The organism is Draconibacterium mangrovi (assembly GCF_010586825.1).
Classification (GTDB): Bacteria; Bacteroidota; Bacteroidia; order Bacteroidales; family Prolixibacteraceae; genus Draconibacterium; species Draconibacterium mangrovi.
The window spans coordinates 14,419-27,654 of the sequence record NZ_JAAAGB010000010.1; the positions used below are offsets into that span (position 1 = coordinate 14,419).

General features: G+C 41.9%; 13 protein-coding genes. 6 read left to right on the plus strand and 7 right to left on the minus strand.

Annotated features, from left to right (window positions below; all coding sequences use genetic code 11):
• Nucleotides 1-474 precede the first annotated feature (474 nt).
• The 5 genes from G4420_RS19490 to hpt all read right to left on the minus strand — a co-directional run bounded on the left by G4420_RS19490 (nucleotide 475) and on the right by hpt (nucleotide 5,151).
• Nucleotides 475-2,253 (minus strand): MutS-related protein, encoded by a 1,779-nt coding sequence (locus tag G4420_RS19490; RefSeq protein WP_163325627.1) that lies wholly within the window; start codon nucleotides 2,251-2,253, stop codon nucleotides 475-477.
• Nucleotides 2,254-2,946, minus strand: coding sequence for a phosphatase PAP2 family protein (locus G4420_RS19495; RefSeq protein WP_163325628.1), 693 nt, complete (start codon nucleotides 2,944-2,946; stop codon nucleotides 2,254-2,256).
• Nucleotides 2,946-3,935, minus strand: coding sequence for a GTPase ObgE (gene obgE / locus G4420_RS19500; protein WP_163325629.1), 990 nt, complete (start codon nucleotides 3,933-3,935; stop codon nucleotides 2,946-2,948). Before obgE ends, G4420_RS19495 begins: the two co-directional genes overlap by 1 nt.
• A gap of 87 nt (nucleotides 3,936-4,022) precedes the next feature.
• The gene (locus G4420_RS19505) at nucleotides 4,023-4,595 is read right to left on the minus strand and encodes an adenylate kinase (RefSeq protein ID WP_163325630.1); all 573 of its coding nucleotides are present in this window, start codon (nucleotides 4,593-4,595) and stop codon (nucleotides 4,023-4,025) included.
• A 16-nt stretch (nucleotides 4,596-4,611) separates the two neighbouring features.
• On the minus strand, nucleotides 4,612-5,151 hold the full coding sequence (gene hpt, locus G4420_RS19510; protein ID WP_163325631.1) for a hypoxanthine phosphoribosyltransferase: 540 nt from the start codon (nucleotides 5,149-5,151) through the stop codon (nucleotides 4,612-4,614).
• Nucleotides 5,152-5,239: 88 nt separating this feature from the next.
• Between hpt and purE the strand changes: the two genes are divergently transcribed.
• From purE to G4420_RS19535, 5 genes are read left to right on the plus strand one after another with little or no spacing between them, the layout of a single operon-like run.
• Complete coding sequence (purE, locus tag G4420_RS19515) at nucleotides 5,240-5,746, plus strand: 5-(carboxyamino)imidazole ribonucleotide mutase (protein ID WP_163325632.1); 507 nt, start codon at nucleotides 5,240-5,242, stop codon at nucleotides 5,744-5,746.
• A gap of 59 nt (nucleotides 5,747-5,805) precedes the next feature.
• Nucleotides 5,806-6,624: a PorV/PorQ family protein gene (locus G4420_RS19520; protein WP_163325633.1), complete on the plus strand. Its 819-nt coding sequence runs from the start codon at nucleotides 5,806-5,808 to the stop codon at nucleotides 6,622-6,624.
• Nucleotides 6,621-8,663 (plus strand): helix-hairpin-helix domain-containing protein, encoded by a 2,043-nt coding sequence (locus tag G4420_RS19525; RefSeq protein ID WP_163325634.1) that lies wholly within the window; start codon nucleotides 6,621-6,623, stop codon nucleotides 8,661-8,663. Before G4420_RS19520 ends, G4420_RS19525 begins: the two co-directional genes overlap by 4 nt.
• 38 nt (nucleotides 8,664-8,701) lie before the next feature.
• The gene (locus tag G4420_RS19530; RefSeq protein WP_052671182.1) at nucleotides 8,702-9,844 is read left to right on the plus strand and encodes a 1-acyl-sn-glycerol-3-phosphate acyltransferase; all 1,143 of its coding nucleotides are present in this window, start codon (nucleotides 8,702-8,704) and stop codon (nucleotides 9,842-9,844) included.
• A 9-nt stretch (nucleotides 9,845-9,853) separates the two neighbouring features.
• Nucleotides 9,854-10,486, plus strand: coding sequence for an HAD family hydrolase (locus G4420_RS19535; RefSeq protein WP_163325635.1), 633 nt, complete (start codon nucleotides 9,854-9,856; stop codon nucleotides 10,484-10,486).
• Between the two features lie 54 nt (nucleotides 10,487-10,540).
• Here G4420_RS19535 and G4420_RS19540 read toward each other — a convergent pair whose 3' ends face one another.
• Nucleotides 10,541-11,086, minus strand: a complete 546-nt coding sequence (locus G4420_RS19540; RefSeq protein ID WP_214647215.1) for an ORF6N domain-containing protein — start codon at nucleotides 11,084-11,086, stop codon at nucleotides 10,541-10,543.
• An 88-nt stretch (nucleotides 11,087-11,174) separates the two neighbouring features.
• On the opposite strand from G4420_RS19540, the gene G4420_RS19545 reads away from it, so the two are divergent.
• Nucleotides 11,175-11,381 carry a hypothetical protein gene (locus G4420_RS19545; protein ID WP_163325636.1) on the plus strand — a complete coding sequence of 69 codons (207 nt, stop codon included), beginning with the start codon at nucleotides 11,175-11,177 and terminating at the stop codon, nucleotides 11,379-11,381.
• Here G4420_RS19545 and recJ read toward each other — a convergent pair.
• Entirely contained in the window at nucleotides 11,378-13,105 is a 1,728-nt protein-coding gene (gene recJ / locus G4420_RS19550; protein WP_163325637.1) for a single-stranded-DNA-specific exonuclease RecJ, read from the minus strand. The two genes, G4420_RS19545 and recJ, sit on opposite strands and share 4 nt — an antisense overlap.
• Nucleotides 13,106-13,236 lie beyond the last annotated feature (131 nt).

A 13,236-nucleotide genomic window follows, 5' to 3' on the forward strand; every position in this document is an offset into this window, starting at 1 on the left:
AATGAAATCATAGTGTTAATGTCGATCAAAAGGAAAAATTTCCTGAAATAAGGCTCATTCTGATTCCTCATTGGCATTAGATAATACGACATATGATTTTCAGACAAAGACAGGTTTACCCGAAATTTCCGGTGGATTTATTTTTGAAACGCCTCCGGATACATTCCGCTTTTTCCCTGCCGGGGGCCTTCATCTTTGCCCCCGACGAAATGTCGGGATTTCCGCTTTGCTCCAACTTAAAGCAAAGACGAAGCAGAAAATTCAAGGCTGCTTTTGGCCCTTCCCCTGCGTTTTCATAAAACCTAAATTCGGACGGGTGATCTCCTCGCGCACTCGGAGCTTCCCGCTCTCATTAAGGTTTCATTTTAACTCCGGGCAACGACCAAAAGAGGCTGTCCACTGATGCAACGTCAGCAACATCGCAGCCTGGCCTCGTACGTCAGCTGACGGATTCTGAAACCAGAGTCTTACTGACTAAATAATCCCCATTTTTTTCATCAGGAAAGTGGCATTCATGGTTTGGGTAACACCATCCGAGAGTTTGTAGTCGAAAATCAGCTCGTTGTTCTCGATCCGGATTTCGAAACATTTATTGAAAACGTGTTGCGGAAGTTCGTTTTCCATTTCACTCAATTTCAGGTCGTGCGTGGCAATCATTGCTGCACACTGGTACTGCGCAAGTTTTCTTACCAGTTCTTTCGAGCCATTTAGTTTATCAACCGAATTGGTTCCTTTCAGCATTTCGTCGAGAATAACAAAGATTTGCTCTCCTACCGCCAAACGATCGAGCACAGCTTTTATCCGTTTTAACTCGGCAAAAAAATACGATTCGTCTTTAAGCAACGAGTCGGTTGTGCGCATATTGGTATACAAATCAACAGGTGTTATTTTCATCGATGTGGCACAAACCGGTGCGCCAATCTCTGCCAACAAGATGTTTGTACCCACGGTTCGCAGAAAAGTACTTTTACCGGCCATATTTGCGCCGGTTACGATCATAATTTTCGCCCAACCCTGAATTTCAATGTCATTGTTTACCCGCTTGTCTTTATTCAGTAACGGATGGCCCAATTCGGCAGCACATAACGAAAAGTCCTGATCCGTAATCTCCGGATACACAAAATCGCTGTGGTTATTGGCATAATTTGCCAGGCTAATAAATGCATCCATTTGTGCAATTATTTCCAGCCACCCGGCCAGTCTTCCGTGATTCTCTTTATGCCATTTCCAAAGTTTATATACACAACGAATATCCCAGGTGAAAAGCCCGTTCAACACCACGCCAACCAAAATATTCTGCCGGTATTCGAATTCTTTCACCAGGCTTTTTAATTCGCCAAACACTTTCCCGGCTGAAGGTTCGGTTACCTTTTTCCTTAATTCGCTTAAATACGGTGATTGAAATTCTTTATCCTCGATGATTTTCAGCAACTGCATGTATTTGGCCAACAGGTCGGACTTGCGACCAAAAAATCCGAAGTAATAATTCACCCTTTTTGTCCAGGCAAACAAAAGCAGAAACTGCACAAATACCATTGCCACCAGGTAAAAATTACTCACCCCCATTATTGCGGGAATTGCGGCCAGTACTGTAATTACAGGAACAATACGAATCAACCACTTCAACAGCTTTGAATGATTCAGTTCGAGTTCCATTTCCGACCAGGATCGAATTTCATTATACTGTACTTCGGTTTCCTTAAACAGGTTTCCTTCGGTTAAAAAGTCGAGCCGCCACATGGGCATTTCAGCCAATTCTTTAATGGCTTCCTGCCGCTTCTCAATTTCTACTCTTTCCTTTAGTGGCTTTTGCAACCAATCGGCCAGGCGTTGACGCCCTTCAACAGTTGCAGTACGGTTTAGGTACTGAAACAACGATCCTTCGCCAAACAAATCAAGATCGTAAGCATATGGATGTTCTGCATTCAGAAATTCTTCACCATTCTCAAAATGCAAAAAGGAATGATCCAGGGCCTTTAGCTCATCTTCCAGCAATTTCGTTTTAATAACAAGGGTTTGCTTTATTTTATCGAGCTGAAGATTTCTTTTGATCAGCCAGAAAAAAAGTACAATTAACGGAAGCGTGCAATAGAGTGTGGTAATTTCCCAGCCAAGAATAATAAGCGGGAGAAATATTGCCACAAATGCTACAAAACGATACCAGGCAAAACGTTTTACTTTCGCCGATACGCGTTGTAATTCATCGGTATAATACAAAAGTTTTTCGTAATAAAGCCGGGCAGGTTCACTCATTTATAATACTTTATGGAAGTAAAGTTGACCAACCAAAAGAAAGACGGTAAATACCGATACCAGAAACACTAAAGCAATCATTCCAGCATCTTTTCGCGACAGTACAGTTTTTTCAATTTTTGGCGAGCGACCAAAGAAAAAATGATTCTCGACAAACATCATCAGCCGGTACAAGGCCCAACCGATAAACCATCCGATTAGTCCTCCGCAAATCAGATCGAGCGGATAGTGTACACCTACATAAATGCGCGAATAACAAAAAACCAGTACCCAAGCCAGGGTTAAAAAATAGTAACTGCGATTTTTGAAAATTCGTGATGTTAACACCAGAATTGCAACCGAATTGGCCGCATGTGCCGATACAAAACCAAACTGTCCACCTTTCCCGAAGAATATGTGAACCAGGTGCGAAATTGCCGGATCGTGTGTTGGTCGCAAGCGCTGAACAGAATCTTTTATCACGTTGGAGAACTGATCTGTAGCTGCTATTAACAGACCTATAGCAATTAATATCAATATTGATTTGCTACGGTAATTCTTAATAATATAAAACAAGATGCTGGCAAAAAACGGAATCCATGTTTCCTGACGTGTTATCAGTATTATCATGGTATCCCAAAACTCATTGTGGAATCCGTTCAAAAATAAAAACACATCTTTATCCAGCTCCAGTATTGGTCGTAATAATTCCATTAACTATTTAAAATTTCCCAGATTCGGTCTTTTAGTTGTTGAATATTAAACCCTGAAACGGCAGAAAAAAACAAGTGCGGAATATCGCCCAGCTCACGGCTAATTTCCTTCATCAGCTCTTCATCCAGCATATCGGCTTTACTGATGGTTAAAAAGCGCTGTTTGTCGAGCAGTTCCGGATTATATTTTTCCAGCTCATTGAGTAATATTTTGTATTCTTTCAGATGGTCTTTACTATCGGCCGGCACCATAAACAACAACATCGAGTTACGTTCGATATGCCTCAAAAAGCGCAGTCCCAAACCTCTACCTTCGTGTGCGCCTTCAATAATCCCCGGGATATCGGCCATTACAAACGAACGTTGTTCGCGATGTCCCACAATACCCAAATTGGGAACGAGCGTGGTAAACGGATAATCGGCAATTTTAGGTTTTGCTGCCGAAACCACCGACAACAATGTTGATTTTCCGGCACTCGGGAAACCAACCAACCCAACATCGGCCAGTACTTTTAACTCGAGTATTTTCCAGCCTTCCACTCCTTCTTCGCCGGGTTGCGCAAAACGAGGCGTTTGATGTGTCGCCGTTTTAAAATGATCGTTTCCCAAACCTCCGCGGCCACCTTGCATCAGAATTTGCTCTTCGCCATGTTTTGTAATTTCAAACAGGAATTCGCCGGTTTCCACATCGCGGGCCACTGTTCCCAGCGGCACTTCCAGGTAAATATCCTCACCATCGGCACCGGTACTACGTTGCTTTCCGCCCGATTCTCCGTGTCCGGCTTTAATATGTTTCCGGAATTTCAGATGCAGCAATGTCCACATCTGCTCATTACCCACAAGGATAATATGGCCACCACGACCACCATCGCCGCCATCGGGGCCACCTTTGGCCACAAATTTCTCTCTGCGCAAGTGCGCGGAGCCGGAACCTCCGTTACCCGACTGACAATGAATTCTTACGTAATCAACAAAATTGGTCTCTGCCATCTGATTTTTCCTGTTCGTTAACTGTACAAATATAAAAAAGGTGAGACACCTGTCCTACAACAAGTTTCTCACCCTTGTAAATCGATGTTATAATTTTTCTACAACTTCCTGCAATCTACCCGCAATTTCCTCAACAGTACCCATTCCGTTAATATCGAAATGTTTACCCTGTGGTTTGTAGTATTCGATTAGAGGAAGTGTTTTTTCGGTGTAAACCGTGATGCGGTTTTCAATAATCGACTGGTTTTGATCGTCGGAACGGCCCGAAACTTTTCCGCGGCTCAACAAACGATCGATCAATTCCTGTTTTTCAACCTGCAGGCAAAGCATACCCGAGATTGGCGTACCATTTTCGTTCAACAAAACATCCAGTGCTTTTGCCTGGTCAACCGTACGCGGAAATCCGTCGAAAATAAAACCTTTCGCGTCTTTGTTTGCGTCAAGTTTACTTTTAATCATTCCGATCACCACTTCATCAGGAACCAACTCTCCTTTGTCCATGAAATTTTTGGCTTCAATTCCAAGTGCTGTTCCTTCGGCAATTTCGCTACGCAGCAAGTCGCCGGTCGACAAGTGGATCAATCCAAATGATTTAATAAGAAATTCGGCCTGGGTTCCTTTTCCTGCCCCCGGTGGGCCAAACAATACGAGATTCAACATAATTTTTGGTTATTTTTTATTTCACTACTGTGTAAATATCGATCAGATTTCTACCGTAGCCGTCGTAGTCAAGTCCGTAACCTACGATAAAATCATTCGGGATCTCAATTCCCACATATTTAAGATCTACTTCTTTCTGAAGCGCATCCGGTTTTAACAACAAGGTTGCCACCTGCACTTCTTTTGGTTTCATTTGCTGCAGTTGCTCCAAAATGTTGTTGATAGTAATTCCGGTATCAACAATATCTTCCAAAACTACTACGGTTCGGCCTTCAATTTCTTCATTCAATCCGATAAGATGTTTCACTTTTCCGGTTGTTGAATCACCCTGATACGAAGCCAGTTTTACAAACGAAATCTGCGACTCAACAAAATCTATCCTCTTATAAATTTCTGCAGCAAACATAAACGATCCGTTTAAGATGCACAGAAAAAGCGGGTCTTTGCCGGCCAACTCCTTATTCATTGTTTCAGCCATTTGTTCAATAACTGAACGAATCTTCTCATATGGAATAAATATCTCAAATTCTTTATCCAGAATTTTAACCTTCTTCATATGTGGATTTGATTTTTATTAATTGCTAATTTACTGTATTTTCGTGCTGAAAATAAAAAGATACAAAGTAACAAATAAATTATAAAACATGACTCCAAAAGTTAGCATTATTATGGGCAGCACGTCAGATTTAACGGTGATGGAAAAAGCTGCCAAATTGTTTGATGAGTTTGAAATTCCTTTCGAGATCAATGCCTTGTCGGCACATCGCACTCCGGAAGAAGTAGAACGCTTTGCCAAAGGAGCCAAAGACCGTGGTATTAAAGTTATAATTGCGGGTGCCGGAATGGCGGCTCACCTGCCAGGTGTTATTGCTGCAATGACTCCGATTCCTGTAATTGGAGTTCCGATTAACGCCAGCTTATCAGGGTTTGATTCAATTCTTGCCATTCTACAAATGCCTCCTGGAATTCCGGTTGCAACAGTTGCTGTTAACGGAGCTATGAATGCTGCTATATTAGCAACACAAATGATGGCCACCGGCGATGAAGAACTGATGAACAAACTGGTTGCGTACAAAGAGAACCTGAAAGAGAAAATTGTAAAAGCCAACCAGGAACTTTCAGAGGTAAAGTACAGATTCAAAACTAATTAATTGTAGTTTAAAATATTTTACTTAATTTTAAAGAGGTATTAATTAATACCTCTTTTTTTATGCAAAAACCCTTTTACATACTGCTGGTGTACTTTACCATAATTGCTTCAACAGCCTCCTCGCAAAACTACACAGGAGGTGCACGTTCGGCTGCCCTTTCAAACGCTTTCGTTTCGGTTTCCGATACCTGGAGCACCTTCCACAACCAGGCCACTTTAGCACAATTAAACCAATTTTCTTCCGGAGTATATTACGAATCGAAATACGGAATTGATGAATTTGCACTCGCAGCCACAAGCGTGGTTTTGCCAACCGGTGCAGGAACTTTTGGTTTGAGTTTTTACCAGTTTGGAAAAGGAACATTCAAGGAACATAAAATTGGTTTTGCCTATGCCAAACAACTTTCTGAACGTTTTAACGCTGCCGTACAATTCGACTACCTTGCACAACGTATGCCCGAAAATGCGGATGCCTTTTCGTTCGTGACTTTTGAGATTGGAGCAACTTATCAGCTGACTGAACAAATTACATTGGGTGCCCACACTTACAACCCTGTAAAAAACGGCTTCAGTTACCCCGAAGAAAAAACAAAACTTCCGGCAGCTTATCGCCTGGGAGCTCATTATGCTTTCGACGAACATGTGCTGGTGAGCCTGGAAACACAAAAAGAATCAGACCACGATGTTGTGGTAAGAAGCGGACTGGAATTTATGCCACTCGAGAATCTGGTACTACGTTTTGGGATTTCGGGCAGGCCGGTTCAGTACACTGCAGGACTGGGCTACAGTTTTAAAAACGTCAGTACCGATATTGCCTTTAGCTACCACGGGAATTTAGGATTTACACCATCAGTTTCCATTCAATACAACATCAAATGAGAAAACTGATCCGACATATCGCCTTCGGCCTGCTCCAACTGTTCGTTTTGGCGACATCAGCACAAAACGAGTCGCCGGATCAATTGATTGAATCGATACTGGAATCGCATCTCGACAAAATTGAAGAAGGCACCGATGTGGCACTGATCATCGAAGATCTGGAATATTTTTTGGAACATCCTGTAAATATCAACGCAACAAGTGCCACAGAACTGGCAAGGCTTTATTTGTTGAATGAAATACAAATTCAGAAATTACTGGAATACATTACCACTTACGGGCCGGTATACTCCATCTTCGAACTCAAAACCATTGACGGATTTACGCCCAACCTACTGCAAAAACTACAATATTTTATTGAGTTAGGCCCCGAAGAACAGGCACGGCAAACGTTAAAAGAACAGCTAAAATATGCCGATAATCAACTGTTGTTACGAACACTTGGGAATCTGCAAAAAGCTCGCGGCTATAAAGAAAAAGACGATGGCACCATTCCTTACGAAGGAAACAGATTTCGCTACTACACGCGTTATAACTTCAGGGCTGGCGACGAACTTTCAGCCGGAATAACGGCAGAGAAAGATCCGGGTGAAGCCTTTTTTACCGGCTCCAACAAAAGTGGTTTCGATTATTACTCGGGGCACATCAGCTTTAAACTGAATAATACTTTTGAAAATATTTCTGTTGGCGATTACCTTGTTCGATCCGGGCAAGGATTGGTGCTGTGGCAAGGTTACACCACCGGGAAATCGGAAAATGTTTTGGGAATAAGCAAAACCGGTCAGGGTGTACGGGCTTACACTTCAGTAGATGAGAATTTCTATTTCAGAGGTGCAGCAGGCACGGCAAAATTGGGCAACTCGCGATTCAGTCTATTCTACTCGTACAAAAATGCCGACGGAAATTTGGAATACAATGATTCTGTTGCCACTCATTTCACCAGTTTGCAAACATCAGGCTACCATCGTACAGAAAGTGAAATTGCCGATGAAAAAACCGTAAAGTTCACCAATGCAGGTGGTGTTTTCACCCATCGTTTTAATCACCTGAAACTGGGAGCAACAGTAGTTTATCAGCAATTCAACAAACCGTTTATCCGCAGCGACCAGCTTTATAACCAATTCCGATTTAGTGGTACAGACAATTTCACCGCCGGTGCAGATTATCTTTTTAGTAAAAACAACTATACCCTGTTTGGCGAAGCTGCCATCTCCAAATCAAAAGGCAAAGCGGTAACACAAGGTGCAATTGTGCATATAAATGACCAGCTTGGATTTTCGGCCTTGTTTCGTCATTTCGATAAAAACTACCATGCTTTTTGGGCCAACACCATGGCCGAAGGCAGCAACATAAGCAACGAGTCGGGGCTTTATGTTGGAGTGCGGTTTTTACCGGCAGAGTTTGTAACACTTTCTGCCTACTCCGATATTTATCAATCAGAGTGGTTTAACTACTCCACTGCCGGCCCGGCACGTTCATGGGATATATTCACACAAGCCGATTTCCAGATCAGTGAAAAACTGAATGGATACCTGCGTTTTAAAAACGAGGAGAAAGATCAAAAATTCAAAAACGAAAACCGTTATATCAATCTTCCGGAACGCATTCAAAAGTTGCGTTTTCATATTCAGTTTCAGGCTTCGGAAACAATCTTGCTAAAAACACGTGCCGAGCATGTTTATTATAAAGGCGAGGAAAGGGAAAATGGGTTTATGCTTTTTCAAGATATCCAATTCAAACCCCGGGAATTTCCACTGAATCTTGCTGCCCGATTGGCCTGGTTCCATACCGAAAGTTACAACAGCCGCATTTACGCTTACGAAAATGATATTCTTTATGCTTTTTCAATTCCAGCGTATTACGGTAACGGATTTAGAACTTATCTCAATTTAAAATACCAGCCTGCAAAAAAAATCGAGTGCTGGTTAAAACTGGCAAATACATGGTGGACCGACCGTGAAACCATCAGTTCGGGCTATAATGAGATAGCCGGACAGCACAAAACAGAGTTAAAATTTCAGTTGAGGTTGAAATTTTGATTTTGAATAACTTACTTTGTCAGGTTAAAATTTAAATAATGCGAGACATTGATTTTGATGATATTCGCCCCTACACCGACAAAGAAGTTAAAGCTAAGATCAGAAAATTAGTTAAGGATAAAACCTTTGACGATGTTCTGCATCACTTGTTTAAAAACCGGCCAAAGGTTGAAATGGTAAAATTTCAGTTACGACGGGTAAGCAGTATCAAACAGCTGCAAGGCGTATTTATTTACGACCTTTTGCACTGGCTGGTTGACAAAACTTCCGACGGATTAAAAGTTACCGGAATTGATAAGCTGGACAAAACCAAACCTTACCTGTTTATTTCGAACCACCGCGATATTATTCTGGATGCCGCTTTATTGAACTTCCTTATTTTCGAGCATGGCATGAACACCACGCAGATTGCTATTGGCGACAACCTGTTGCAATATGAGTGGATAGAACATACCGTTAAGCTGAACCGTTCGTTTGTGATCAGGCGAAATTTGCCACCACGCGAACTGATGATGGCCTCGAAAAAGGTTTCGCATTTTATTCGCAAATCAATTACCGAAGACAAACTTTCGGTATGGATTGCACAACGCGAAGGCCGCACAAAAGACGGCAACGACAAAACACAGGAAAGTGTTTTAAAGATGCTGAACATGAGCAACAAAGGGGGCATTTCGGATGGATTTAATGAACTGAATATTGTTCCGGTATCCATTTCGTACGAGATTGAGCCTTGTGGTTTGCCCAAACTTCGTGAACTGATAAAAAAAGAACATTACGGCCGGGCAAAACAGAGCAAGGACGATTTGAAAGCTATGTCGATGGGAATGTTTGCTCCAAAAGGAAGAATGCGTTTTGCTTTTGGAACACCGATTGAAACCCATTTCGAACTGGCGAAAAACAACGAACAGCGCAACGACTATATCCGTCGATTGGCAGAAATGATCGACGACCAGATTTACAAAAACTACAAACTGTGGCCAAGTAATTTTGTGGCTTACGATATGTTGATGCAGGAGCACCGCTTTAAAGACCGCTACACCGCAGAAGAACAAAAGAAGTTCGAGATTATGGTGGAGCAGGCCATGGTGCACATAGATTTCCCGATAACCGATATCCAGGAACGTTTTCTGAAACTGTATGCCTACCCGGTAATTAATAAATTCGACAGGCCTAAAAAGTAATGGTATAACATGCAAACAATTATCTGGGACTGGAACGGTACGCTGTTAAACGATCTTGACTTTTGCATTTCAACCATAAATGTGTTGCTAAAAAAAAGGCAGCTCAATCTGCTTGATCATTATTCGTATAAAGAGGTATTCTCGTTCCCGGTAAAGGATTGTTACGAATCCATCGGTTTTGATTTTTCGAAAGAGGATTTTTCCGTTTCGGCGCAGGAATACATGGACATTTACAACGCAGGAGTTTCCAATTGCAAATTACATCCCGGTGCTACCGATGTACTGGAGCATTTTAGGAATATGGGCTATCGGCAATTTGTGCTTTCGGCCATGCAGGAAGATATGTTGGTGCATACCTTAAAACACCAGAATATTTTTGATTATTTTGAAGGAATAGCCGGGCTGAATGATCATTATGCGGCTTCGAAGATTGAACGCGGAAAACAATTTATCAGCGAATTGAATATCGACAAAGCACAGGCAACCATTATTGGTGACACCAACCACGATTTTGAGGTAGCACAACAACTGGAAGTTGATTGTATTTTGGTAGCCGACGGGCACCAGTCGAAAGAGCGACTGGAAGCAACCGGCGCTAAAGTAATCGACGAATTGCACCAGCTTAAAACACTTCCGTTTTAATCGGAGAACGCTCAATCTTTAAATTAAACACAGCGGTACAAATCAGTGAAGTGATTAACTTTCATTTTTTCTTTTGTAACCTATTTTCCTTCTAGTTACAGGTTCTTCCTGTTTCTCAATTAATTCGTCCAGATATTGAAAAACCAATTCTATGTTTTTGTCCTGGTTCGCAAGCTTCTTTTTGATTTCCTCAATATCAAGTTTCATGCTCAGGTTATCGGTCAATGTTTCACGAACTTTTGTGAATATCCGCATAATTTGGATGTTGACTTTAATTGCTTTTTCACTGTTCAAAACACTCGACAGCATCAAAACACCATGTTCGGTAAAAACGTTGGGCAGTTTGCGACGGCCTCCCCAACTTGATGTCGCAAATTGCGACTTCAAGTTTTCAAATTCAAATTCCGATAATTGAAACATAAAATCCTCCGGGAACCTGGAGATATTTCTTTTTACCTGTTCATTTAATCGCCGTGTTTCCACGCCATACAAGTCTGCAAGATCACTATCAAGCATCACTTTTTGTTCCCTGATAAAATAAATCTTGTTCATAATAATTTCATCGGGAAGCATTGAACTCTCTTGCTTTTTTTCGGCCATTTGTTTGTTATTTAATTGGTTATAAAAATAACACTTAAAACGTTAAACTACGAATTAAACATTCGGGGCAAATCTCCTAACGAATGGGATGCGTACTATTAATCGCCTAGAATGTGTTTTGTTTTTAAACAAAGCAAGCAGAATCGGCAACGTCAACAATAATATTGAGGAAGCACAACAACTGGAAGTTGATTGCATTTTGGTAACCGACGGGCATCAGTCGAAAAAGCGACTGGAAGCAACCGGCGCTAAAGTAATCGACGATTTGCAGCAGCTTAAAACACTTCCGTTTTAATCCAGAAACTCGCGTTTTTTGATATCTCGTATAAACAGCTGAAGATTGGTTTTACCCCGGTATTCGTTTTCATTTATCGAATAACAAACATCAAAAGGCGAACCTGAGGTAATTACATCGTAAGCATCCGATTGATTAAATGCAATTCCCGGGAATATTCCGGAATTTACATCGGGCTCAACCAAATCGAGTTTTAAGTGCTCCTGATTTTTTCCAACCAGTCGGCTGGTACCGGCATCAAAAACATCTTCGGTAACAAAAACTGGAGTCATATTGTGCGGGCCGAACGGAGCAAATTGTTTCAGAATGCGGTAAAAGCGTGGCGTAATTTCGCTAAGCGCAATTTTAGCATCCACCTCAATGGTTTGAATTTGCTGTTTGTCGGTAATTTGTTTGGTTACGATCTCTTCAAAACGCTGTCTGAACTCCGGAATATTTTCAATTCTCATGGTCAGTCCCGCTGCATACATGTGTCCGCCATACGATTCCAGCAAATCGCTGCACTGACCAATAGCTTCGTACAAATCAAAATCGCGCACTGAACGTGCTGATCCGGTTGCCAAACCATTCGATTCGGTTAAAATTACCGTTGGCCGGTAGTATTGCTCGGTAACGCGTGACGCCACAATACCAACCACTCCTTTGTGCCAGTCGCGGTTATAAAGTACGGTACTGTTTTTATTCTTAAACTCCGGACTGTTTTCAATGGTATCCAGGGCATCCTGGGTAATATCGCGGTCAAGCGTTTTTCGTATTTCGTTAAACGAGTCGATCTCCTCACCCAACAGATCCGATTTGTCTTCATCGGTTGAAACCAATATCTGAACCGATTTTTTACCGTGTTCAATCCGGCCCGATGCATTTAATCGTGGTCCGATTTTAAACACAATATCGCTAATGGTGATTTCGGTTCCTGAGATTCCGGCAAAATTGATAATGGTTTGCAAACCAATTCCCGGATTCGAGTTCAGTTTCTTAAGCCCGTAATACGCCAGAACCCTGTTCTCTCCGGTTATCGGAACAATATCCGCAGCAATACTCACTGCTACCAAATCCAGCAGATCGTAAATTTCTTCGTAATCAATTTCGTGTCTTTTGCAGTATGCCTGCAACAGCTTGAATCCTACGCCGCAACCCGAAAGTTCTTTGTAAGGATATTTACAATCCGATTGTTTTGGGTCGAGCACTGCAACTGCCGGCGGCACTTCATCATCCGGATTATGGTGATCGCAGATAATAAAATCGATACCACGTTCTTTGGCTCCGGCAATCTTTTCAACGGCTTTAATTCCGCAGTCGAGAGCCACAATCAGTGTTACACCTTTTTCAACGGCATAGTCAATACTTTTGGGCGAAATTCCATATCCTTCGCTGTAACGGTCGGGGATGTAATATTCAATATCTTTTATGCGCTCTTTTAAAAACGAATATACCAGCGCTACCGAAGTAGTTCCGTCAACATCGTAATCGCCGTAAACAATAACTTTTTCATTATTTTCAATGGCCTGATCCAATCGTGCAATCGCTTTCGCCATGTCTTTCATCAGAAAAGGATCGTGCAGATCGCTGAGTCGGGGGCGGAAAAATGCTTTGGCTTCAGCGTAGGTTTTTATCCCCCGCTGTACCAGCAAGCGCGCTATCACCATATTCACATTCAACGCCGCTGAGAGGTGTTTAACCTCGTTTTGGTCGCCTTGTTTTTTTAAGTTCCAAATTCTATCCATGCTGCGTTTTGTGTTTCTCAAGATGTGAATGCGCAAAGATACAAAATGCAACCGCATATGGAAATAAAACATTCACCCTCAACATTATTTTTTAATTGATTCAGTGTTACAACAACAATTACAACCGATCT